Source organism: Sedimentitalea nanhaiensis DSM 24252, from assembly GCF_000473225.1.
Taxonomy (GTDB): Bacteria; Pseudomonadota; Alphaproteobacteria; order Rhodobacterales; family Rhodobacteraceae; genus Sedimentitalea; species Sedimentitalea nanhaiensis.
On record NZ_KI421509.1, the window covers coordinates 1749816 to 1772911 of the forward strand.

At 62.7% G+C, this 23096-nt stretch carries 24 protein-coding genes and 2 pseudogenes; 12 read left to right on the plus strand and 14 right to left on the minus strand.

The window, feature by feature from the left end; all coding sequences use genetic code 11:
• The first annotated feature begins 37 nt into the window (after nt 1–37).
• Nucleotides 38–592 (plus strand): hypothetical protein, encoded by a 555-nt coding sequence (locus NANH_RS0110275; RefSeq protein ID WP_027261967.1) that lies wholly within the window; start codon nt 38–40, stop codon nt 590–592.
• Here NANH_RS0110275 and NANH_RS0110280 read toward each other — a convergent pair.
• Nucleotides 577–2385, minus strand: a complete 1809-nt coding sequence (locus tag NANH_RS0110280; RefSeq protein WP_027261968.1) for an ABCB family ABC transporter ATP-binding protein/permease — start codon at nt 2383–2385, stop codon at nt 577–579. The genes NANH_RS0110275 and NANH_RS0110280 overlap by 16 nt on opposite strands.
• Nucleotides 2386–2448: 63 nt before the next feature.
• Nucleotides 2449–3861, minus strand: a complete 1413-nt coding sequence (locus tag NANH_RS0110285; RefSeq protein WP_051372337.1) for a LysM peptidoglycan-binding domain-containing protein — start codon at nt 3859–3861, stop codon at nt 2449–2451.
• Nucleotides 3862–3978: 117 nt separating this feature from the next.
• On the opposite strand from NANH_RS0110285, the gene NANH_RS0110290 reads away from it, so the two are divergent.
• Entirely contained in the window at nt 3979–4530 is a 552-nt protein-coding gene (locus NANH_RS0110290; RefSeq protein ID WP_027261970.1) for an LOG family protein, read from the plus strand.
• On the opposite strand, the gene rarD is transcribed toward NANH_RS0110290, so the two are convergent.
• Together rarD and NANH_RS0110300 are read right to left on the minus strand one after the other, a co-directional pair.
• Nucleotides 4437–5387 carry an EamA family transporter RarD gene (gene rarD / locus NANH_RS0110295; RefSeq protein WP_027261971.1) on the minus strand — a complete coding sequence of 317 codons (951 nt, stop codon included), beginning with the start codon at nt 5385–5387 and terminating at the stop codon, nt 4437–4439. The two genes, NANH_RS0110290 and rarD, sit on opposite strands and share 94 nt — an antisense overlap.
• A 126-nt stretch (nt 5388–5513) precedes the next feature.
• A complete protein-coding gene (locus NANH_RS0110300; protein WP_027261972.1) occupies nt 5514–6113 on the minus strand; it encodes a superoxide dismutase in 600 nt (199 codons plus the stop codon).
• Between the two features lie 103 nt (nt 6114–6216).
• Between NANH_RS0110300 and NANH_RS0110305 the strand changes: the two genes are divergently transcribed.
• Nucleotides 6217–6978: an FkbM family methyltransferase gene (locus tag NANH_RS0110305; RefSeq protein ID WP_027261973.1), complete on the plus strand. Its 762-nt coding sequence runs from the start codon at nt 6217–6219 to the stop codon at nt 6976–6978.
• A 61-nt stretch (nt 6979–7039) separates the two neighbouring features.
• On the opposite strand, the gene NANH_RS0110310 is transcribed toward NANH_RS0110305, so the two are convergent.
• The 6 genes from NANH_RS0110310 to NANH_RS0110335 all read right to left on the minus strand — a co-directional run bounded on the left by NANH_RS0110310 (nt 7040) and on the right by NANH_RS0110335 (nt 13371).
• On the minus strand, nt 7040–7318 hold the full coding sequence (locus NANH_RS0110310; RefSeq protein WP_139236561.1) for a hypothetical protein: 279 nt from the start codon (nt 7316–7318) through the stop codon (nt 7040–7042).
• Nucleotides 7319–7518: 200 nt separating this feature from the next.
• On the minus strand, nt 7519–8085 hold the full coding sequence (locus NANH_RS0110315) for a sarcosine oxidase subunit gamma (RefSeq protein WP_027261975.1): 567 nt from the start codon (nt 8083–8085) through the stop codon (nt 7519–7521).
• The gene (locus NANH_RS0110320) at nt 8078–11089 is read right to left on the minus strand and encodes a sarcosine oxidase subunit alpha family protein (protein WP_027261976.1); all 3012 of its coding nucleotides are present in this window, start codon (nt 11087–11089) and stop codon (nt 8078–8080) included. Before NANH_RS0110320 ends, NANH_RS0110315 begins: the two co-directional genes overlap by 8 nt.
• Nucleotides 11090–11141: 52 nt before the next feature.
• On the minus strand, nt 11142–11471 hold the full coding sequence (locus NANH_RS0110325) for a sarcosine oxidase subunit delta (protein WP_027261977.1): 330 nt from the start codon (nt 11469–11471) through the stop codon (nt 11142–11144).
• A 168-nt stretch (nt 11472–11639) separates the two neighbouring features.
• A complete protein-coding gene (locus NANH_RS25945; RefSeq protein ID WP_074920728.1) occupies nt 11640–11912 on the minus strand; it encodes a hypothetical protein in 273 nt (90 codons plus the stop codon).
• A 214-nt stretch (nt 11913–12126) separates the two neighbouring features.
• Nucleotides 12127–13371: a sarcosine oxidase subunit beta family protein gene (locus NANH_RS0110335; RefSeq protein WP_027261978.1), complete on the minus strand. Its 1245-nt coding sequence runs from the start codon at nt 13369–13371 to the stop codon at nt 12127–12129.
• A gap of 221 nt (nt 13372–13592) precedes the next feature.
• On the opposite strand from NANH_RS0110335, the gene ccmI reads away from it, so the two are divergent.
• Genes ccmI through NANH_RS0110355 form a run of 3 tightly spaced genes read left to right on the plus strand, consistent with a single transcriptional unit; the run spans nt 13593 to nt 15525 of the window.
• Nucleotides 13593–14819: a c-type cytochrome biogenesis protein CcmI gene (ccmI, locus tag NANH_RS0110345; RefSeq protein WP_027261979.1), complete on the plus strand. Its 1227-nt coding sequence runs from the start codon at nt 13593–13595 to the stop codon at nt 14817–14819.
• A complete protein-coding gene (gene ruvX, locus NANH_RS0110350; protein ID WP_027261980.1) occupies nt 14816–15298 on the plus strand; it encodes a Holliday junction resolvase RuvX in 483 nt (160 codons plus the stop codon). The genes ccmI and ruvX overlap by 4 nt, the downstream gene beginning before the upstream one ends.
• Nucleotides 15295–15525: a DUF1289 domain-containing protein gene (locus NANH_RS0110355; protein ID WP_027261981.1), complete on the plus strand. Its 231-nt coding sequence runs from the start codon at nt 15295–15297 to the stop codon at nt 15523–15525. The genes ruvX and NANH_RS0110355 overlap by 4 nt, the downstream gene beginning before the upstream one ends.
• A 7-nt stretch (nt 15526–15532) precedes the next feature.
• Here NANH_RS0110355 and NANH_RS0110360 read toward each other — a convergent pair whose 3' ends face one another.
• Both NANH_RS0110360 and dusA read right to left on the minus strand, forming a co-directional pair.
• Nucleotides 15533–16339, minus strand: coding sequence for a phytanoyl-CoA dioxygenase family protein (locus NANH_RS0110360; protein WP_051372340.1), 807 nt, complete (start codon nt 16337–16339; stop codon nt 15533–15535).
• Between the two features lie 7 nt (nt 16340–16346).
• Nucleotides 16347–17375 carry a tRNA dihydrouridine(20/20a) synthase DusA gene (dusA, locus tag NANH_RS0110365; protein ID WP_036049679.1) on the minus strand — a complete coding sequence of 343 codons (1029 nt, stop codon included), beginning with the start codon at nt 17373–17375 and terminating at the stop codon, nt 16347–16349.
• 108 nt (nt 17376–17483) lie between these two features.
• Here dusA and NANH_RS29270 point away from each other — a divergent pair, with 108 nt between their 5' ends.
• From NANH_RS29270 to NANH_RS25960, 5 genes and pseudogenes are all read left to right on the plus strand, one after another.
• The gene (locus NANH_RS29270; RefSeq protein ID WP_245601436.1) at nt 17484–17687 is read left to right on the plus strand and encodes a hypothetical protein; all 204 of its coding nucleotides are present in this window, start codon (nt 17484–17486) and stop codon (nt 17685–17687) included.
• Nucleotides 17684–18646: a site-specific integrase gene (locus NANH_RS25950; RefSeq protein ID WP_245601437.1), complete on the plus strand. Its 963-nt coding sequence runs from the start codon at nt 17684–17686 to the stop codon at nt 18644–18646. The genes NANH_RS29270 and NANH_RS25950 overlap by 4 nt, the downstream gene beginning before the upstream one ends.
• A gap of 240 nt (nt 18647–18886) precedes the next feature.
• A pseudogene (locus NANH_RS27890) lies at nt 18887–19201 on the plus strand (integrase core domain-containing protein); the annotation flags it as partial.
• Nucleotides 19167–19693: pseudogene (locus NANH_RS25955) on the plus strand (transposase); the annotation flags it as partial. The pseudogenes NANH_RS27890 and NANH_RS25955, both read left to right, overlap by 35 nt.
• A gap of 215 nt (nt 19694–19908) precedes the next feature.
• The gene (locus NANH_RS25960; protein WP_051372344.1) at nt 19909–20364 is read left to right on the plus strand and encodes a tyrosine-type recombinase/integrase; all 456 of its coding nucleotides are present in this window, start codon (nt 19909–19911) and stop codon (nt 20362–20364) included.
• Here NANH_RS25960 and NANH_RS25965 read toward each other — a convergent pair.
• Entirely contained in the window at nt 20361–21230 is an 870-nt protein-coding gene (locus NANH_RS25965) for a LysR family transcriptional regulator (protein WP_074920825.1), read from the minus strand. The genes NANH_RS25960 and NANH_RS25965 overlap by 4 nt on opposite strands.
• Nucleotides 21231–21323: 93 nt before the next feature.
• Between NANH_RS25965 and NANH_RS0110395 the strand changes: the two genes are divergently transcribed.
• Nucleotides 21324–22442 (plus strand): permease, encoded by a 1119-nt coding sequence (locus NANH_RS0110395; protein WP_245601439.1) that lies wholly within the window; start codon nt 21324–21326, stop codon nt 22440–22442.
• Nucleotides 22443–22614: 172 nt separating this feature from the next.
• Here NANH_RS0110395 and NANH_RS0110400 read toward each other — a convergent pair whose 3' ends face one another.
• Entirely contained in the window at nt 22615–23040 is a 426-nt protein-coding gene (locus tag NANH_RS0110400) for a helix-turn-helix domain-containing protein (RefSeq protein WP_027261985.1), read from the minus strand.
• Nucleotides 23041–23096 lie beyond the last annotated feature (56 nt).

Sequence of the window (23096 nt, forward strand, 5' to 3'; positions counted from 1 at the left end):
GAGAGACTGGCGCAGACAATTGCGGCGGAAAACGGTGATGACCGATATACTTGAACTATTCCAAAGCTATTCGCCTGCGTTGATATTCGCTGCGGCGCTGATCGCAGCTGCGGTGTTCGTTTTGAAAAAGACCACCGAGAAAGCCATCAACCTGGAATTCGATCGCCATGCCAAGGCGCTGACTCTTGGGCTGGAACGCCGTTCGCGATTTGAGGAAATGGTGTTGATCGAACGCTACGAGACCCTTAACGATCTGCTGTCGCGCCTGGACCGCATTGCCAGCGACGTAAGACGGTACCGCCATGGCACAGACGTTGAAGGGCTGATGCGCGGCACCGAAATCGTGCCCCTGACCGAGGTGTTTGAACGGCTGTCCACGCGGCGTCATGTGCTGACCGAGCGGTTTTATCCGAAACTGGACGCGTTGGGCGGGTTGCTGATTCAGTATTTGAATGCCCGCGACACCATCGAGGCCCAACGTGTCCAGGGAGAGTACAAGCGGCTGCTGAACACCATTCTGGACGAGATGAGCGCGGTTTTCGGGCTGAACCGGATCAGCGCCGATACACACGTGCCTCAGGCGGCCTCTTGATCTGCCTGCTGGCGGTTCCACAGGTTGGCATAGCGCCCGTTCTGCGCCAGCAGCGCGTCGTGGGTGCCCCGCTCGACGATCTCGCCCTCGTGCAGCACGACAATCTGGTCCGCATCCGCGATGGTGGACAGCCGGTGTGCGATGGTGATGACCGTGCGGCCCTCGCTGGCGCGGGCCAGCGCGCCCTGGATCTCGCGTTCGGTGTCTGAATCCAGCGCGCTGGTGGCTTCGTCCAGCAGCAGGATCGGCGGATCCTTGAGCAGGGTGCGGGCGATGCCGACACGCTGTTTCTCGCCGCCCGACAATTTCAGACCCCGCTCGCCCACGGTGGTGTCATAGCCATCGGGCAGGCTGACGATGAAGTCATGGATCTGCGCATCGCGCGCGGCCTGTTCGATCTGCTGCTGGGTGGCCCCGTCGCGGCCATAGGCGATGTTGTAGAGGATGGTGTCGTTGAACAGCACCGTGTCCTGCGGCACCACGCCGATGGCCGCGTGCAGGCTGTCCTGGGTCACATCGCGAATGTCCTGCCCGTCGATTTTCAGCGCCCCGCCGGTGACGTCGTAAAACCGGAACAACAGCCGCCCGATGGTGGATTTACCCGACCCGGTGGCCCCGACGATGGCGACCGATTTACCCGCCGGAACCGTCAGGTTCACCCCCTTGAGGATTTCGCGTGCCGGCTCATAGCCAAAGCGCAGGTTGTCCAGAATGAGGGTGCCGCCATTGACCGCAAGATCCGGCGCGCCGGGCCTGTCGGTGACCTCGGCCGGCTGTTCCAGCAGATCGAACATCTCGCCCATGTCCACCAGCGCCTGGCGGATTTCACGATAGACCGTACCGAGAAAATTCAGCGGCACGGTGATCTGGATCATATAGGCGTTGACCATCACAAAATCGCCCACGGTGAGCGTACCGTCCTGTACCCCCAGCGCCGCCAGCACCATCACGCCGACCAGACCGCAGGTGATCAGGAAAGACTGGCCAAAGTTGAGAAACGCCAGCGAATACGAGGTTTTCAGCGCTGCCGTCTCGTAGCCTTTCATCGCCGCGTCATAGCGGGCCGCCTCGCGGCTTTCGGCACCGAAATATTTGACGGTTTCATAATTCAGCAGGCTGTCGATGGCCTTTTGGTTGGCGTCGGTGTCCTGATCGTTCATCTCGCGGCGCAGCTTGACCCGCCATTCGGTGACGGCAAAGGTGAACCAGACATAGAGCGCGATGGTGATGGCGACGATCACCAGATACCAGATGTCGAACATCACCGTCAGGATGATCCCGACCAGCGCCAGCTCCAGGATCAGTGGCCCGATCGAGAACAACATGAACCGCAGCAGGAAATCGACGCCCTTGACCCCGCGTTCGATGATACGCGACAGCCCGCCGGTCTTGCGGCCGATGTGATAGCGCATCGACAGGCGGTGGATATGGGCGAATGTTTCCAGTGCCAGTTGCCGCAGGGCGCGCTGGCCGACCGGTGCGAACACCGCATCGCGCAACTGTTGAAAGCCGACGGTCATCAACCGCGCCACGCCGTAGGCCACGGTCAGCCCGACCGCGCCAAGGGCCAGCATCGGCACCGCGTCCTTGGCCAGCCCGTCGACCGCGCCCTTGTACAGGATCGGAGTACCGACCGCGATCAGCTTGGCCAGAACCAGCATCGCCATCGCCCAGAGGACGCGGCGTTTGACCCAGGGTTTGTCGTCGGGCCAGAGATAGGGGGCGACGCGGCGGATGGTGCGCAGGCCGGACCGTCGGTCTTCGGCCGTGCTGGCGGTCTCTGTGGCTGTCATGTGTCTTTCCGGTTCGAAGCCCAACACATAGGCGCGACGCGCGCGCTTGACCAGAGGCGGGGTTCAGTCCGGCAGGGCAAAGACCTGACCGGGATAGATCAGATCGGGGTCGCGGATGCTGTCGCGGTTGGCCTCGAACACCTTTACATACAGCACCCCGTCGCCGTATTTCGCGCGCGAGATCGCCCACAGGGTATCGCCGGTCTGTACCGTGACCGCCCGGATCAGCGGCACCTCGGCAGAATCGTCGGGGGCGGGCGGGCGCAGGGCGTCGGGCGCCGCGCGCTGAAACGGGGTTTCAAGGCGGCTGATCACCTGGCCCTGATCGTCCAGTTCGTCCAGGCGCAGGGTATAGATGCCCGGATCGACATCCGGCAATTGCCCGCGCCAGCGGCCCGCGTCGTTGGTTCTGAGGTCGGCCAGCGGTTCGTTGTCCAGATAGATCCGCACCACCGAGCCGCCGGTTGCATTGCCGCGCAGCTTGACCGCGCCGGTGCCGGAATAGCTGATCGTGTCCAGCGCGATCTGCGCCGGCCCGGCGGGTTGTGCCGGTGTCGCGGGGTGCAACAGCTCGACCCCCTCGGCCCCGGAGCGCAGCACCGCAACGGAGGTGGGCGGTGCAAGTTGTGGCGCATCGGTGTCGGCTGCGGCGGTGGCCGTGCGCGCCGGCTGGCCCGGCACGGTGGCGATTTGCGGCTCGGGCGTCGGGGTGTCGATCCGGGTCGGGGCAGCCCCGGCGGGTCGCTCTGCGACGGCTGCGGCCGCGGTGGCGGCTGGTGCCCCGTCACCATCGGCAGCGGTCGGGAACGCGGGGGCCTGCCCGATCTGCGGCACGGTGGGTCCGGCGGCTGAGGCGGGTCCGGTATCGGGCACGGGCGCGAGTGTTTCGGTCGGGGCAGGCGCGGCGACATCAAGGGCCGCAACTTCCTCTGACGATGCGGCTGTGCCGCCTGCGGTGCCGGTGGTCGGATCCTGCGGCGCGGATTGGGCCGGGCCGGGCACCGGGGTCAGGATCACGTCCTCGGCGGAGGCGGCGCTGCGATCCTGCAACTGCGCCGTCAGGCTGAGCACCCGCGGGGTATCAGCCATGGGCAGGGTCAGCAGGCTGACGAATTTGCCATCTTCTCCGGATTGCACCCGGCTCTGTTCCGCCCCTTCCAGCAGGATCGTGACCTGACTGCCCGCCGGGGCGGTTCCGGCGATGACGGTGTTGCCGTCGGGTTCGATTCGCACCACATCAAAGGTTGGCGCGGCCAGCGCGGGCTCGGGGGATTGCGCGGTCGGTGTCGGTGCCGCCACGGGTTCGGTGACCGGCGCGGGTGCGATCTCGGCCGGGGCGGATGCGGAGGGCGGACCCGAAGCGGTCGGCATCAGCAGGCCGAAATAATACAGCCCCCCCACACCTGCCGCAATGGCGACACCGATCCATGCCCATCTCGCCAATTCCGGCGCGCTGCCGCCAGCCTGTGATGCCATTATTTCCCCCAATTGGCGGCCCGGATCGGGTCCGCGCGGTTGAGACAGCCTAGCAATCCCGCTATCACGGGTCAAAACAACAGTTTTTCAACCTCTGCCAATGAAAAGAGTCCGCCCATGACCGTCAAATCCATCTGCGTCTATTGCGGTTCCCGCGCCGGGGCCAACCCGGTCTATGCCGAAGACGCCCGCGCGCTGGGTTGGGAGATCGCCCGGCAGGGCTGGCGGCTGGTTTACGGGGCTGGCGATGTCGGGTTGATGGGCGAGGTCGCGCGCGCCGCCCAGGGGGCGGATGGCGATACCTTTGGCGTGATCCCGCGGCACCTGGTGGATCGTGAGGTCGGCAAGACCGACCTGACCCGCTATGTGGTCACCGAAACCATGCACGAGCGCAAGAAGGTGATGATCATGAATGCCGATGCGGTGGTGGTGCTGCCCGGCGGCGCCGGATCGCTGGACGAGCTGTTCGAGGCGCTGACGTGGCGGCAGCTGGGCCTGCATGACAAGCCGATCCTGGTGCTCAACAGCGATGGGTACTGGTCCCCGCTGAAGGCGCTGATCGACCATGTGATCGATCAGGGTTTTGCCGATGCCTCGCTGGGTGAATTTGTCACCTGGGTCGAGACACCGGCCACGGCGATAGAGGCCCTGCGCGCCGCCCTGTCCTGACGCAGGGTGGCCAGCGAATAGAGCGCCAGCGCCGTCCAGATGAGCGGAAAGGCGATCTGGTGCCAGATGGTGAACGGTTCGGTAAACAGCATCACCGCGCAGAGAAATTGCAGCGTCGGGTTGATATATTGCAACAGCCCGACGGTGGACATCGACACCCGCCGTGCGGCCATGGCAAACAGGATCAGCGGCAGGGCCGTGATCGGCCCGGAGGCGATCAGCAGAACGCTGTCGGTCAGGGACAGCCCAAAGCTGCCCTGTCCCTGTGCATGAACCCACAGCAGCACCCCGGCGGACAGCGGCAGGATCACCAGAACCTCGCAGGTGACCGATACCACCGGCCCCAGCGGCAGGAATTTCTTGATTGCACCATACAGGCCAAATGTCACCGCCAGGGTCAGCGAGATCCAGGGCACGACGCCCAGCCCCCAGGTCAGCAACGCCACAGCCAGCGTCGCCAGCCCGACCGCCAGCCACTGCAGGCGATCCAGCCGCTCGCCAAAGGCAAAGCGGCCGATCAGCACCGCCAGCAGCGGAAAGATATAATAGCCCAGGCTGGTTTCGGTGTTGCGCCCGATCTGGGTGGCAAAGATGAACAGGAACCAGTTGGTCGACACCAACAGCGCGGCCAGCACGATCAGCGCGAGTCGGCGGCGGTCTGCCAGCGCCGCGCGCATTTCACCCAGCCGCCCCTGCACCGCCAGAACCCCGGCAAAGAACACCAGCGACCAGAAGGTGCGGTGAGCCAGCACCTCGAGCGGCGGAATATGCGCAAGCATCTTGTAATACAGCGGCGAGGTGCCCCAGATCACCGCCGCGCCGATCATCGCAAGGATGCCGTGTTGCCCCTGGGTCATCTGCCTCTCCTTGCCCGCGCCCAGCCGTGGCACGCAGCGACGGGGCGGTCAAGCGGATGGCCGCAGACGCAGACAGCCCCGCGCAACGCACGGGGCTGTCCGGAAACATTCGACTGCCAGTCCGGTTTACATCCGGCTGGCGACGTTTTCCCAGTTCACCAGATTGTCGAGGAAGTTGGTCAGGTAGGCCGGGCGCTTGTTGCGGAAGTCGATGTAATAGGAATGTTCCCACACATCGCACCCCAGCAGCGCGGTCTGACCAAAGCACAGCGGGTTGACGCCGTTTTCGGTTTTGGTCACCGCCAGCGAGCCATCGGCGGTCTTGACCAGCCAGGCCCAGCCCGAGCCGAACTGACCGGCACCGGCGGCGCTGAAATCTTCCTTGAACTTGTCAACGCTGCCAAAGCTTTCGGTCAGCGCCTTTTCCAGCTCGCCCGGCATCGCGTCGCCATTCGGACCCATCATTTCCCAGAACTGGTTGTGGTTCCACAGCTGGCTGATGTTGTTGAAAATACCATTCTGCGCCACGGATTTGGGATCGTAGGTGCCGGTGATGATGTCTTCCAGCGATTTGCCGTCCCACTCGGTTCCGGCAATCAGCTTGTTGCCGTTGTCGACATAGGCCTTGTGGTGCAGGTCGTGGTGATATTCGAGCGTTTCCTTTGACATGCCCTTGGCTGCCAGCGCGTCATGTGCATAAGGAAGATCAGGTAGTTCAAAAGCCATGGTCGGCCCCCCGCTGTAATGAAATGTCCTATGCGCTACATGCGGCGCGGACGGACACAGGTCAAGGGCCGGACGGCAATTCAATGCAACCCCGGAGGGTCCGATGCTGACCATGCTGCGGAAAATGATGTATCGTGCGCGCGGGTTTTACGACGGGCGGCTGGCGGACGAACGATTCCGGCTGGATCCCTATCACAGCAAGTTCTGGCGCAAGGCCAGCGCCGGCAAGTGGGAGCCCGAGACGCTGGCAATGCTGGCCGCGCATCTGGACAAGGGGCGCGATTATCTGGACATCGGAGCCTGGATCGGCCCGACGGTGCTGTATGGTGCGCGCAAGGCGCGGCATGTCTGGTGTTTTGAGCCCGACCCAGAGGCGTTTCGCGCGCTGGCCTGGAATATCGAGCTGAACCGTCTGGACAATGTCAGCGCCTTTGCCGCCGCCCTGTCCCAGGAAATCGGGGTGGCACGCATGGCCGGGATGCGCGGCGAAAAGGGTGACAGCACCACCAGCCTGCTGAACCCCGGCGGCCTGGCGGGATCGGACGTGCTGACCCTGCGGTTCGATCAGTTCGCGAATGCCGTGGATTTGTCAGGCGTGTCGCTGGTCAAGATGGATATCGAAGGGGCAGAGTTCGACGTCTTGCCGACCCTGCTGCCCTGGCTGCAACAACACCGCCCGGCACTGTTGCTGTCTACCCACGCGCCGTTTCTGCCCGAATCCGAGCGTGCGCAGCGCATGAACGCCCTGCGCGACCAACTGTCGTTCTATACGGACGTGCGCGACGACAAGGGAACTGCGGGATTTGAGGCGCTGACCGCAGGTCGTGCCCTGACCCGGTTCCCGAGTTTTCTGTTTTCCGGATGACGATACAAGGCGCTCCGATCCACCGCGTGTCTTGACAGTTAACGCGGATCTTGCGCGCCGCCTATTTGGCCTTTTTCGTCACCGTACAGCGACCGGCGCCGATATGGTCCATATCGTCATTGACGTTGACCGATTGAGACACACGCAGCGTTTTGGGCTCCAGCCGCACGCGGTACATAGCCGCAACATCGTAACTGCCGTTTGTGGACAGCCTTATGGTCCAGCGAAAGATGTAGACCCCATTTTTGCGGATCTCGAGCGGCACGGCCAAGGGCTTGCCGTCATTCCCATGAATGACGCCGGGGTCGAGAATCGACACAATCCGGCGCGTGGCATCCACTTGGTAGATCGCTTGCTTGAAAACCCAGCCGCCCCTGCCCCGGTTTTTGTATTCACAATCATAGCGAACGGACTCGGCCGCGAGTGCAGACGCGCAGATTGAAGTCACCGCGAAGCACAGACACCGAAACACAACCGTTACTCCAAAAAACCGAAGGCAGGCGCGCTCGGGACGGTGAACGGCGCAACCGGAGGGCAGGATCAGAACAAGTTCACCGCACTTCCCGGCTGCGCCGCGACGCTGAGCAGGTCGAAGACATATTGCGCCACCGAGCGGAAACAGACGATCTGGAAGGTCTGCTCGTCCACCATCCAGAAGGCGGCGGGCACCTGCGCCATGCGGGTGCGGCGGAACATGCCGGGGCTGAACGCGGCGGGCGACAGGTCGACCGGGCAGAGTTTGGCCATCACCTCGCGCGCCACCGGGCCGGAAACCCGAAATACCGCGCGGGCGTCCGACACATTCACCGCCAGCGCATGGGTGCCCGTCAGCGCCTGTTGCAACTGGGCGGTGTTGGCCTGCACCACGTCATAGGGGCACAGCACCAGAAGCTCGTCCGGCGACATCCAGCAAAGGCCCCTTTCGCCTTCGCAATTGGCCTCGTTCACGCCGGGCATGGCCACACCCGCGACCGCGCTGGCGGCGGCTTTGAGATCCTTGGCCGCAAGATTGCCGCGCAAGGTGATCATACCTTGCAGGCCGATCTCCTGCACATGGGCGATACCGTCAAAGCCGGCCTTGTTCAGGGCGCTGACTGGTTCAGACATTCTGCTTCTCCCCGTCCTTGTCGAAAAACACCGGATCGACGATTTTTGCGCTATGGCTCTTGCCTTCGGTATCGGGAAACTCGAGCACCTCGCCCATGCGGTCCGGCCCGTCCAGCACCAGCCCCATGGCGATACCCTTGCCCAGCGTCGGCGAATGATAGGTCGAGGTCACGCGCCCCTGCGTGTTGCGCTGACCGTTGGCGTTGCGCCCCTCGGCCACCGCATAGGCCCCGTCGGGCAGAACCGAACCATCCTCGGTTTGAAGCCCCACCAGTTTCCAGCGGGTCGGGTCGGTCATGTGGCTGCGTGCTTGCGCACGCTTGCCAAGATAGTCGTCTTTCTTCTTGGAAATCGCCCAGTCCAGCCCCAGATCCTGCGGGATCACCGTGCCATCGGTTTCATCTCCGATCATGATAAAGCCCTTTTCGGCGCGCAGGATGTGCAGACATTCGGTGCCATAGGGCATGACGCCAAACTCCTGTCCCGCCGCGTGCAGCGCTGTCCAGAAGGCCAGCCCCTGCGATGCCGGAACCGCGATTTCATAACTCAGCTCGCCCGAGAACGAGATCCGGTAGACCCGGCAGTCGAATCCGCCGATCTGCCCGTCGGCCCAGGCCATGAACGGCAGGGTGTCGCGGCTGATATCCATGCCGCCCAGCTTTTCCAGCACCTTGCGGGCGTTGGGGCCGACCACGGCGATCTGGGCGTATTGCTCGGTCGCGTTGGCGACATAGACCTGCCAGTCCCACCATTCGGTTTGCAGCCATTCCTCCATATGGGCGTGGATATGTTCGGCCCCGCCGGTGGTGGTGTGGCACAGGAACGTATCGTCATCGATGCGCGCCACCACGCCATCGTCGATCAGAAACCCGTTTTCGCTGCACATCAGCCCGTATCGGCAACGGCCCGGTTTCAGCGTGCTCATCATGTTGGTGTAGAGCATGTCCAGGAACCGGCCCGCGTCCGGCCCCTTGACGATGAGCTTGCCCAGCGTCGAGGCATCCAGCAGCCCCAGGTTCTGCCGGGTGTTGGTGACTTCGCGCATCACCGCGTCATGCACGGTTTCGCCGCTTTGCACATAGGCATAGGGGCGGCGCCACTGGCCGACCGGTTCCCAATCGGCCCCATGGGCCGCGTGCCAGTCATACATCGGCGTGCGGCGGATCGGCTGGAACACGTCCCCACGCGCCTCGCCGCCAATCGCACCCATCGAGATCGGGGTGTAGGGAGGACGAAAAGTGGTGGTGCCGGTGGCCGGGATCGGTTGCCCCAGCGCATCGGACAGGATCGCCAGCCCGTTGATGTTACTCAGCTTACCCTGATCGGTGGCCATGCCCAGTGTGGTGTAGCGCTTGGTATGCTCGACGCTTTCGAACCCTTCGCGCGCCGCCAGTTGCACGTCCGATACCTTGACGTCGTTCTGAAAATCCAGCCACGATTTGCTGCGCAGCCCCACATGGGCCTCCCGCGGCATCAGCCAGACCGGTTCGAGGGCCGCTTCGGGCGTTGCGGTGGCATTGGGCGCTTTGCCGCGCCTGGGTTTGAACCCCGCCGCAACGGCAGCGGATTTGCCGGCCTCGGTGGCATCCTTCAGAGCCGCGTCCAGCGACAGTTCGCCATTTGCGGATCCGGCCACGGTCACAAACCCGGCCCCATCCGCGCCGGTGGGCGGGCGGTCGGGATCGGGGCGGAAATGCGCCTGATCCGCGTCCCAGATCAGCTTGCCGCCACAATGGGACCACAGATGCACCACCGGCGACCAGCCACCCGACATGGCCACCGCATCACAGGCGATTTCCTCGAGCGCGCCACCGACGCCGTCCTGGGCACAGATCTGCACCTTTTTCACCCGCTTGCCACCGCCGACCTTGGCGATGGCGCGGCCACAGTCGATGCGGATGCCCAGCGCGCGCGCCCGGTTCATCAGAGTGCCGCCGCCGCTGTTGCGCGCATCCAGAATGCGCAGCACGTCCAGCCCCGCCTCTTTCAGACAGATCGCGGTGCGATAGGCATCGTCGTTGTTGGTGGCGATCACGATGCGCTGGCCCGGCGCGACGCCATAGTTCACCACGTAATCGCGCATGGCTGCGGCCAGCATCACGCCAGGCACATCGTTGCCGGCAAAGGACAGCGGCCGTTCGATCGCCCCGGTGGCGGTGATCACCTGTTTGGCGCGCACCCGCCACAGGCGGTGGCGCGGCCCCTCGGCCATCGGCAGATGATCGGTCAGCCGCTCGTAGCCCAGCACATAGCCGTGGTCATAGACCCCTGCCCCCATGCAGCGGCTGCGCAGCGTGACGTTGTCCATCGCCTGCAACTCGGCCAGGGTCTGTTCAATGAACCGCTCGACCGGGGCACCGTCGACCGTGCCGCCATCCACCGGCGCGCGACCGCCCCAGTCGGCGGTCTGTTCCATCACCAGCACCCTGGCGCCGCTCTGGGCCGCGGTCCTGGCCGCCTGCAATCCGGCCACGCCGCCACCGATCACCAGCACTTCGGTGAAGGTGTTGAAATGCTCGTACGTATCGCCGTCGCGGTCCCTGGGGGCCTGGCCCAGACCGGCGGACTGGCGGATGAACGGTTCATAGACGTGCTTCCAGAAGGCGCGCGGATACATGAACATCTTGTAGTAGAACCCGGCGGGCAGAAACCGCGACAGGTGCTTGTTGATACCGCCGAGATCGAATTCGAGCGAGGGCCAGTGGTTCTGGCTGCGCGACACCAGCCCGTCAAACAGCTCGGTGGTGGTGGCGCGCTGGTTCGGTTCGAACTGTGCACCCTGCCCCATGTTGACCAGGGCGTTGGGCTCTTCCGCGCCCGAAGCCACAACGCCGCGCGGGCGGTGATATTTGAACGAGCGGCCGACCATCATCTGATCGTTGGCCAGCAGGGCCGAGGCCAGCGTGTCGCCGGGATGGCCCGCCAGCGGCTTGCCGTTGAAGGTAAAGCCGATGCGCTTGCTGCGATCGATCAGCCGTCCGTGGGTGGGCAGACGTTTGCTCATGCGCGGACCTCATTTGGTAAAAGGGCGGAAAGGGCGGCGGAACGGGACGGGATCACGCGACATCCCTCCAGGTCCAGCCGGGGCGCTTGGCGGTGATCGCGTCGCGGATGTCCTTGGGCGGCTCGGTGGTCTGGGCCTTGTAGGTGCCAAACACCTCGAGTGTCTGGGTGTCGCGCGCCGCATGGAACCACTTGCCGCAGCCATGGGAATGCCGCCAGCGCTCAAAATGCACCCCGCGCGGGTTCTCGCGGGTGAACAGATAGTCGTGAAATTCCTCTTCGGACGATCCGGGACCAAAACGTTTCAGATGCGCCTCGCCCCCGGCAGAGAGTTCGGTCTCATCGGCGGCGACGCCACAATAAGGGCATTGAAGTGTCAGCATCTCTTATCCTTTCGCGGCAGGCTGGCCGCCTTGGCCAGCGAAATCTCGGTCAGTTTGCGGCGGGTCGCGGTTCGGCCTGCTCCGCGCGCCCGCAGAGGGGCGTGACAACGCGCAAAAAGACCGGCGCCGTTCCGGGCACCGGTCCAGGTAACAGAGGCAGGTTGTGCGTCAGTCCGCAGTGACGGCGTTTGCCGCGCCTTCGACGGCTGCTCCAGCGTCCTTGACGGCGTCAGCCGCGCCCTCGATCGTGAGGTTGATGTCGCCGCTGTCTTCGGTCCCCGTGGCCGACCCGAACAGAACCCAGGCCATGCCAGCGACGACCACGACAAGGATGCCGACGACAAAGGCCAGCCCCATAGAACCGCCGCTGGTGGATGTAGATGTGGTCGTGGTGTGAGTGTCATGCGGTGTGCGGGTGGTGCTGTGCGTGGTGTCCGGCATTTTGTTACTCCTCGTTTCACGTTTCCGTGCTGTGACGTAGAAGAAACAAATGCCTCACCCAACGGGTTCCGAAATTTTTTTTCGCGACGCCGGAAACTACCATTCCAGATCACGTCTTTATGATTTGAAAACATACAATTACGCGCCAATATCCGGATTGAAAAAAAATCCGGATCCGCGGTATCTTGCTCGGTAATCGCTTTGGCGGCGGCCATCAGTGCGCCACCCCGGCGGCGACGCTTTCGTCGATGAACCGCCCCTCGCGGAACCGCTCCAGACCAAAGGCCTGCGTCAGCGGCGAGTGGCCCTTGGCCATCAGTTCGGCCATGCCCCAGCCGGAACCGGGGATCGCCTTGAACCCGCCGGTGCCCCAGCCGCAGTTGATGAACATGCCCTCGACCGGGGTTTTGGACAGGATCGGCGAGCGGTCGCCGGTGATATCGACGATGCCACCCCATTGCCGCAGCATCTTGAGGCGGGACACCATCGGAAAGGTCTCGATCAGCGCGCGCACGGTTTCCTCGATGTGGTGAAAGCTGCCGCGCTGGGTATAGTTGTTGGACCCGTCGGTGCCGCCGCCGATCACCATCTCGCCCTTGTCGGACTGGCTCATGTAGCCATGCACCGTGTTGGCCATCACCACCACATCCATGCAGGGTTTGATCGGCTCGGATACCAGCGCCTGCAGGGCGACGGATTCGATCGGCAGACGGAAGCCCGCCATATCGGCCAGCACGCCCGAATGCCCGGCCACCACGACGCCGAGTTTCTGACAGTCGATCGGCCCCTTGCCGGTCTCGACCCCGGTGATCTTGCCGCCCTCGGTGCGCACACCGGTGACTTCGCATTTCTGGATGATGTCCATGCCCATGTCCGAACAGGCCCGCGCATAGCCCCAGGCCACCGCGTCATGGCGTGCGGTGCCGCCACGTTCCTGCCACAGCCCGCCCAGCACCGGATAGCGCGGCCCCGACAGGTTGATGATCGGCACCAGTTCCTTGACCCGCCTCGGGGTGATGAACTCGGTCGCAACCCCTTGCAGCGCGTTGGCGTGCGCGGTGCGCTGATAGCCGCGCACCTCGTGCTGGGTCTGGGCCAGCATGATCACCCCGCGCGGGCTGAACATGAGGTTATAGTTCAGATCCTGGCTGAGGGTTTCATACAGGCTGCGGGCCTTTTCATAGATCGCCGCCGAGGGATCCTGGAGATAGTTGGAGCGGATGATGGTGGTATTGCGCCCGGTGTTGCCACCGCCCAGCCAGCCCTTTTCCAGAATCGCGACGTTGGTGATGCCGAAATTCTTGCCCAGGTAATAGGCCGTCGCCAACCCATGCCCGCCGGCCCCGACGATGATCACGTCATAGTGACGCTTGGGCGCGGGCGAGCGCCAGGCCCGTTCCCAACCGGTGTGGTTGCGCAGGGCTTCGCGGGCGATGGCAAAGGCGGAATAGCGTTTCATCAAGGGCTCCCGGGTCTGGTGCGCAAATGGATTCGGACAGCATCAGCTTACCCAATGCTTCTGCGCAGCGCCGCCCCAAAAAAGGATACTCTGCGCGGCATTTCCTACACAATTTGCGACAAGGGGGCGCATTTGCCGCGCGGCTGGGGTCGGTTGCGCCGCTTTGACCCTTTTTTCCGCACCGCCGGAGGGCTACATGAGGGCCAAAGGCAGGAGGCTGCATGATATTCTGGATAATCACATCGGCATTGGGTTTTGTGATCGCGTTAACGCTGGGGCTGGTGCTGTTGCGCAGCCGTCCGCAGGCCGAGCCGGCAGCGGCCTATGACCTGCGTGTCTATCGCGATCAGCTGAAAGACGTGGACCGCGATCTGGAGCGTGGGGTGATCGGCGAGGCCGATGCCACCCGCATCCGGACCGAGGTATCGCGCCGGATCCTGACGGCGGATTCACAGCTGCAGGCGGGGCGGGCGCGGTCCGGTCAATCGCACCGCATAACGGTGGTAATGGCGATTCTGATCGGTGCGATCACGGTGGGCGGCAGCCTGTGGCTGTACCGCACGCTGGGGGCGCCGGGCTATGGCGATCTGGGGCTGAGCCAGCGGATCGAGATCGCGACCGAGCTGCGCGCCAACCGTCCCGATCAGGCCGTGGCCGAGGCCAACCTGCCCCCCGCCAAGCCGCCCGCCGAACTGGGTGCCGAGTATCTGACCCTGCTGGAGCGGCTGCGCGAAACCGTGGCCACGCGTCCGGACGATGCCCAGGGTCAGGCGCTGCTGGCCCGGCACGAGGCCGCGACCGGCAATTTTGCCGCCGCCCATGCCGCCCAGGCCCAGGTGCTGCGGCTCAGGGGCGATGCGGCCACCGCTGAGGATTACGGCAACTATGTCGACATGCTGGTCCTGGCGGCAGGAGGCTATGTCTCGCCCACAGCCGAGGCCGCGCTGCGCGAGGTATTGGCCCGCGATCCCGAAAACGGCCCCGGGCGCTACTATTGGGGGCTGATGATGGGCCAGACCGGGCGGCCGGACCTGGCGTTCCGGATCTGGAACAGCCTGTTGCGCGACAGCCCCGCCGACGCGCCCTGGACCCCGCCCCTGAGGGCGCAGATCGTGGAAATGGCGATGCGGGCGGGGGTGGATTTCGAATTGCCGGCGGCTCAAACCGCCCCCGGCCCATCCGCCGCGGATGTGGCCGCCGCAGGCGAAATGGACGAGGCCGACCGCACCCAGATGATCCGGGGCATGGTGCAGGGCCTGTCGGACCGGCTGGCGACCGAAGGCGGCGCGCCGCCGGAATGGGCACGGCTGATCAATGCCCTGGGCGTTCTGGGTGACACCGATCGGGCGCGCGCGATCCACCGGAATGCGCAACAGGTGTTTGCCGGGAATGACGCCGCCCTGGGCGTGATCGATGCCGCCGCCCGGCAGGCCGGTGTGCTGCAGTGATCTGTGATGTGTTCGAGGATTTCGCCGCCGCCTGCCCGCCGATGCGCGCCCTGATCGGGCTGGACCTTGGCGAGAAAACCATTGGCGTGGCGGTGTCCGACCGGTTGGGCGCATCGGCGACCCCGGTTGAAACCATCCGGCGGCGCAAATTCACCCTGGACGCCGAGCGGCTGTTGCATCTGGTCGCGGATCGGGAGGCGGGCGGCATCCTGCTGGGTCTGCCGCGCAACATGGATGGCAGCGAAGGCCCCCGCTGCCAATCGACCCGCGCCTTTGCCCGCAACCTGAACCGCCTGAGCGACCTGCCCATCGGGTTCTGGGACGAACGCCTGTCCACCGTCGCCGCCGAAAAGGCGCTGCTCGAGGCGGATACGACCCGAAAACGTCGCGCCGAGGTGATTGATCACGTGGCCGCCAGCTATATCCTGCAGGGGGCGCTGGACCGGATGCGCCACATCAGGGACGGGGCCGCGCGATGAGTGACAAGGTGTGGAAACGCAACGAGATCGACTCGCCCTGCGTGAACATCTGCGTTGTGCATCCGGTAGAGCGGCTGTGCACCGGCTGCCTGCGCAGCATCGACGAGATCGCCCGCTGGTCGCGAATGACATCCGATGAGCGGGCTGCGGTCATGGCGGAATTGCCCGATCGCGCGCCCCGTCTGGCGAAACGGCGCGGCGGGCGCGCCGCCCGGTTGAAACACTGAATCCGCGTCAGCCGCCGGTCACCCAGGATTGCACGCCGCCGGACAGTTGCGGGCGGAAATAGGCGATCATCCGTCCGTCCGGCCCCGCCGTGGCACCTGATGCCCAGGAGGCCACCCCGTGCAGCAGGTGCCGGTGCAACAGGATCGCCTGCCCCGGCCGGGCGGGCAGCGCAACACGCGGACAGGTTTCGAACACATGTCGCCGCGCGCCGGTATAGGCCTCGGTCACATCCACCTGTCCCCATATCGCCGGATCATGCGCCGCCATGGCGCGGGCAAACGCCGTGCGCATGACCGTATGGCTGCCCTCCCATACCACCAGCGGGGCGGCATCATCGCTGGCATCGTTCAGCGGCAGTCCAAGAACAAAAGCATGCGGTTCGATCACCCTGCGCCGCCGGTCTGCCCCGGTGGCCAGCACGCCGTCCACATGGGCCGCATCCCGGCGCAGACGATAACGGAACGCCGCGTCGCTTTCGCCCGAGCGAGGGCGCGGATAGCCCGGATACACGATCGAAACCTGCGCGCGGTGCAGGGGCGGCAAGGCCCCCATCCGGTCGATCAGGAAATCCACCGCCACCCCGCTCAACGGCCCCGAGCCATTGACCCGGCCAACGGAATCGTTGGCCAGCGCATCGACCCCGACGAACCATGTGCCTTCGCAGTGCATCCACTGCGCCAGATTCGGGTCCCGCACCGCCGCCTGTGCAGCGGGCAGCGCATGGCTGACCCAGTCCAGCACCGCCGGATCAATGTCAAACACCGCCCATCCCCGGTCGGAAAACGCAGTGCCGGTGCTGGCTACGGTCGCCATAGCACGCTCAGCCCGCGCACGCTGCGGGCGCAGGCGGTGACGGGGACACCTGGGCCAACGCCGCCAGCACCAGATCGGGACCGGCTCCGGGCCGATGCGTCCCTTCGGACAGCATGCGCCGCCACGCCCGCGCCCCCGGACGCCCGGAAAACAGCCCCAACATATGGCGTGTGACCTGATGCAGCTTGCCCCCGTTCTGCAGATGCGCCGCGATATAGGGGATCATTTCGTGTACAATATCGGCCGCATCCCGCGCGGTGCCGGTGCCAAAGATCAGCGGATCGGCGGCGGCCAAGATCGCGGCGGGGTCGTGATAGGCAGCCCGCCCGATCATCACCCCGTCCAGCCCCGCATCCAGAAACCCCTGCGCCTGATCCAGCGAGGTAATGCCGCCGTTGACCGACAGATGCAGCTCTGGGAACTGCTGCTTCATCCGCAGTACCAGATCATAATCCAGTGGCGGAATATCCCGGTTTTCCTTGGGGCTGAGCCCCTGCAACCAGGCCTTGCGCGCATGGATCGTGAAGCGTCGGCACCCGGCCTGCGCGATCCGGTCCAGAAACGCGGGCAGCGTATCCTCGGCCTGCTGATCGTCGACCCCGATACGGCATTTGACCGTCACATCGACATCCACGGCATCGCGCATGGCGGCGACACAATCGGCCACCAGACCGGGCTGCAACATCAGCACCGCGCCAAAGGTGCCCGACTGCACCCGGTCGGACGGGCAGCCGACGTTCAGGTTGATCTCGTCATACCCCGCCCCGGCCCCCATCCGCGCCGCCTGCGCCAGTTCGGTAGGGTCGGATCCGCCCAATTGCAACGCCACAGGATGCTCTTGTGGATTATACGCAAGCAAATGTACGGCCCCGCCCCGCACCAAAGCCGGCGCCGTTACCATCTCGGTATAAAGCAGAGCATGGCGGCTGAGCAGGCGGTGCAGATAACGGCAATGCCGGTCGGTCCAATCCATCATGGGTGCCACCGACAATCGCGACGCGTTGAGAACGTTATATTTTTTATCTTTATCAGCCACTTATCGCCTACAGTACGGTCTTATTCTTGTCTAGTTTGTTGTAATTTTCGCCCATTTCCGTCATGGTTTTCAGAAAATGTTGTAACAGAAACCTCATGTTGTAACGCCATGGGTAGCATCATCAAACGCAAGCGGAAAGACGGCTCCGTGGCCTGGCTCTCTCAGATTGCCATTCGGCGGCGCGGAAAGAACGTGTTACGCGAAAACCGAACCTTTGAGTTGCGCTCCACTGCGGCGGCATGGATCGAAAAACGTGAAAAGGATCTGGCGAAGCCTGGAGCCCTCGAAAAACTGGCCGTCGCCGTGATGTGACTCTAAGTGACGCGATCGACAAGTATGTGGAAGACAGCACGAAGGAAATTGGGCGAACGAAGGCGCAGGCGCTAAAAAGCATCAAGGAGTTCGACATCGCGGACAAACACTGCGGTGAGATCGACATCGTGGCCTTCGCCAAGGAGAAGCTGAAGACGGGTGTCGCGCCGGAAACCGTGGCCAACTACCTGTCTCACCTCAGCGCGGTCTTCACCGTCGCCGGTCCGGCCTGGAACTTTCCGCTGGACGAGCGCGCGATGCGCAATGCGATGATCGTCGCTAAGAAGCTGGGCTTGACCCAGAAGAGCCGCCACCGCGACCGGCGGCCAACGCTGGACGAACTCGACCAGTTGATGGCGCATTTCCTCGACCGCTCGATCCGCCGTCCCTCCTCCGTCCCCATGCATCGCGTCATCGCCTTTGCTATCTTTTCGACGCGACGGCAGGACGAGATTACGCGGATCACATGGGCGGACCTCGACAAGGAAGGTAAACGAGTTCTTGTGCGCGACATGAAGAACCCTGGCGAGAAGATTGGCAACGACGTCTGGTGCGACCTGCTCGATCCGGCGCTGGCGATCATCGAGGCAATGCCAAAACACGCGAGCCAGATCTTCCCCTACTCCACCGATGCGATCAGCGCGGCCTTTACACGGGCAACGCAGTTTCTGGGGATCGAGGATCTGCGCTTCCACGACCTGAGGCACGAAGGCGTCTCGCGCCTGTTCGAGATCGGCTACAACGTCCCGCATGCTGCCGCTGTTTCCGGCCACCGATCCTGGACGTCGCTCAAGCGCTACACCCATCTGCGCCAGACGGGCGACAAATTCGAGGCCTGGACATGGACTGCGGAAGTCACCACGCCGGACCCAAGGCAGCGCAAGAGACGACCGACGCGGCCAGGTTCTGCGACCGGGATAAGGACTAAGCCGGTTCGACGCCTAGGGCAAATCTCATGAGTATTGCCGCGTCCATTATTCGAGTATCTTGGTTTTGGGAGCACGCAAGACACTGCCGAGTCGTTCGAATTTTCTCTTTGGCAGCGCTTGTCCGACGCAATCCATTGTCCCAGAAGCTCCGGGGGATTGATTCTTCCCATCATGGATCGCGCCAAATCATGCCACGAGGACAATGCATGGCATAGTTCAGGCTCAAGACGCTCAACTCGGCGCTGATCATGGCGGCGGACACGGTCGCGGGATAACGGCAGCTGCTACAAATCCCATGCGTTTCGAGCCACATGCACCGAGTTCCGGATAAGACACATCCGAACCAAGCCCTATACTCTGAAAACCAAAGGCAAGGCCGAGCGATTGATTCAGACCGCTCTAAGAGAGTGGGCATATGTCCGCGCCTACCAGACCTCGGATGAACGCGCTGCGGATTTGCCATTCTGGACGCATCTTTACAATTGGCGCCGACCACACTCAGCGCTAAAGTCAAGAACGACAATCAGCCGGCTGGGATTGGATCAGTGTCTGGGGCTGGTTCTATCTGTCGACCATCCTCGATGATTACAGCCGCTACATCATCGCCTGGAAGCTCTGCACGACGAGAAGTCGGGCGATGTGACCGACACGCTGGATCTCGCGTTGCAGGCTTCGGGTTGTGATCGGGCGACGGTCCTGCACAAGCCACGGCTGCTCAGCGACAACGGGTCCAGTTACATCTCCAGCGAGTTGGCCGACGGGCTGAAGGACCGGCAGATGGATCATGTTCGAGGCGCTCCGTATCACCCGCAAACTCAGGGCAAGATCGAGCGATGGCACCAGACTTTGAAGAACCGCATCTTGCTGGAAAACTACTACCTGCCCGGTGATCTCAGGCATCAGATCGATGCCTTTGTCGATCATTACAACCACCGGCGCTATCACGAGAGCCTGCAAAACCTCACCCCGGCCGATGTCTATTTCGGGCGCGGCCAGACCATTCTGAAACAACGAGAAAGGATCAAACGGAAGACCATCGAAACGCGACGCTTGCTTCACCGCAAATCCGCCGCATAATCGCAACAAAAAGATGAGCCAGAACCTCTCTTAGCTCAGGCCGCCAACTGGCCCAAAACCTCTGACGACGGACAAAACGCAATCACGGTGGCGCGCCGCATGGGGAGTATAGCGCGTTCAGCGCAGCGGAATCGCAGACCTACTCTGGATGAACTCAGCCGCCTGCTCGCGCACTTCATCGAACGGCGCAAGCTCTGCCCATACACAAAGTTATCATGTTCGCGCTTTTCTCGACACGTCGGCAAGCGGAGATCACAAGGCTCACATGGGGCGGTTTTCAGAAAGACTACAATCGGGTGCTGGTTCGTGACATGAAGCACCCGGGTGAAAAGCATGGTAACGATAAATGGGTCGACCTTCCGATGGAGGCCATTCGGATCGTAGATAGCATGCCTAGGCGCAGGTCAGAGATTTTTCCTTACTCTCCAGATGTAATAACAGCCAACTTTACCCGCGCCTGCAGGCTGCTTGGAATTGAAGATCTCCACTTCCATGACCTGCGCCATGAAGGCATCTTACGTCTGTTCGAGATGGGTGGGAATATTCCCCACGTTGCGGCCGTCAGTGGGTACAGTTCCTGGGTCAGTCTGAAACGCTACACCCACATCCGCGAAACTGGTGACAAGTATGCAGACTGGCCGGGCTTGCAGATCGCCATTGACACCGATTAATTCCAGAGCGCTTCAGACCGTTTCAAGCCCAAACACTTAAGTTGGATGGCATTGCGGAGAGCGTTCATGGCATCACCGCTTGCATGACTCGCGACATCCAGAATTGTATGTGACGATCGGGGCGGCGCCATCTCGGGCAGAGAAATCAGCGTGTCGTCTTGCGCCCGCTCCTTCAGCAGCGCCACTGCCATCCCGGCAGCCACGGCCGCGCGGACGCCCAGAACGTTTTCGCTAGAAAAAACAATGCGATAGGCACGTCCCGATGCTTCAAGGTCCGCAAGCGCTGCATTTCGCCACCAGCAGGATCTGTCGAAAACCGCAATTGGTAGCGGGTCCCGACACGCCGCGTCGCAGTGGCGTGCTGCCATCCAGACCAGTCGCTCATCGTACAGGCGTTCTTGTGTTGGGCCAACCTCGGGAACCTCATAGACCGCAAGATCCAGTTTACCGTTTGAGACTGCGGTCGAGAACCCTTCACCAAACGCGCAATGCACTTCCAATTCCACGCGCGGATGTGTGCGGCAAAATGCAGCCAACACATCAGCCAGATGTCCGTCAGCCGCGTCTTCTGCAATCCCGACCTTCAATCGCCCCTCGATGTTATCAGTCCGAAAACTGGCAAGCGCCCTATCGAGCGAATCGATAACCTGCCGCGCCACGGGGAATAACCTCTGCCCAGCAGCTGTCAGCACAACTCCACGACCGTGTCTTTCCAACAAAGGCTGACCGACAACGGCTTCGAGCTGCTTAAGTTGCAGGCTGGTCGCCGATTGTGAGCGGTGGATACGCCCGGCGCCGCCGGTAACGCTTCCTGCCTCGACTATTGCCAGAAACGTTCGCAACAAGTCGCTATCGAGACGGGCCATTTAATTTTCCGATATCTGATATGCAAATTATCTGATTTTCTAATTATATGCCAATCTGTATCTTTTTCCATATCCACATTAATGGAGGGAAAAATGAAGCAGAGCGACTTTCTTCGCACGCACCATGGCGACGCGTTCCGCTCCATCTCCCCATGGAACAAAACAATGTCTGGAGCCAAGCTTACGTCACCCAAGCCGACCGGGAAACGCGCGCCCTGGATCAGAATGATATATCTCGTGCTGCTCGCCAGCCTTGTAGGCTCTGCCCTGATCGCTCCGGAACTGGCACTTGCCACGGTGCTTTTTGTGATTTCCGGCTTTATCAACGTTGCACCTATGATCATTCCCGGCGTCGTGTTGGCAGCATGGCTGGCAGCGAGTGGCGCCAGTGATCGGGTGGCATCGATCATCAAGGGGCGAACGACCCTGACAGTGATTGCCGCCGCGGCGATTGGTGCAGTCATACCGGTATGCGGCATCACCGTTTTGCCGATGATGGCAGGCCTTTTGGCAGCGGGGGTGCCGCTCGCGCCCGTCATGGCTTTCTGGCTCTCCTCTCCAGTGACAGGGCCGGCAATGTTCGCCGCCACCGCCGCAATGCTTGGCCTGGAATTCGCGGTCGGGAAAATGATCGCCGCCGTAGGTCTCGGCATTTTTGGCGGGCTTGTGACGGCGTCGCTTCCGGCCAACGGATGGACCCGCAGCCCACTTCGCGATAACGGGATTACGGGATCGATCGGAAAGGCCTACGCACTGAAGAACGCTGTGTTTCAGGCTGCAATCTGGCGCGACCCCGTCAGACGTTCCAGATTTGTACGAGAAGCCTGGTCCGTCACCCGCTTGATCCTGATCGTTCTGATCCCCGCTTTTGCCGCCGAATTTGCGCTGAACGCGGCTCTGTCACCCGATACGCTGACTTCTTACGTAGGCGCTGACACCGGCTTTGCGGTTCCACTGGCCGTTTTGGTCGGCGCCCCGGCCTATATTGACGGGTATGCGGCCTTGCCTCTGACCCGCGCGTTGATAGAGGCTGGCATGTCGCCGGGGGCGGCGATGGCTTTCCTCGTTTCGGGCGGTGTCGTGAGTATTTGGGGTGCGATGGCAATAGCACCGGTCCTCCGGCTACGTCCGTTTCTGCTCTACATCGGTTTTGCGATCACCGGGTCAATTTTGTCTGGATGGGCTTTTGGAGCATTGTTTAACCGCTACTAACCAGCTTTATTTGCCAAATACTGTCAACGTTACACGCATACGTCGCTAACACCCTTCAACATTTCAGAGGAGCAACCTTCGGGGCGCGCCCTACAAGCCGCTTATTGCGCCTTGTGCCAGACACGGGCGCCGGCAATACGCTCCGCCTCTGGTCTACAGAAGCCCCAGAGGCTTAGCGCGCGCGATCCTTTTGTCTGTGATGACTGGCAGAACGCGACGCGAAGGCCATGAGGCGTTTGAACTTCGGACACTCCATATGCGTTTCAGCCGGGCAATCCGCAACATGCCGGATCGCATCGCGCAGCCGCCTCAGCCCGCGGATCTGTTCGTCGAGCGCATCGGCGCGCAGATGCAATTCTGGGCGGGAAAGTTGTGGTGATCCGTCCTTGGCGAACATGCCCTTGATTTCACCCAGCGAAAACCCCGCCATCTTTCCCAGGGAAATCAGCGCAAGCTGCATCACCACAGGCCTGTCAAACTGCCGTCTCAGGCCATGACGTCCGACCGACTGGATCAGCCCGATCTCTTCATAATAGCGCAAGGTCGAGGGCGGGACGCCGCTTTGTTTTGACAAAGTTCCGATATCAAGAAATTCCACGATTGACCTCAAGTTGACTTGAAGTGGCATGGTAGCCTCCGAATGCCACTGATGAC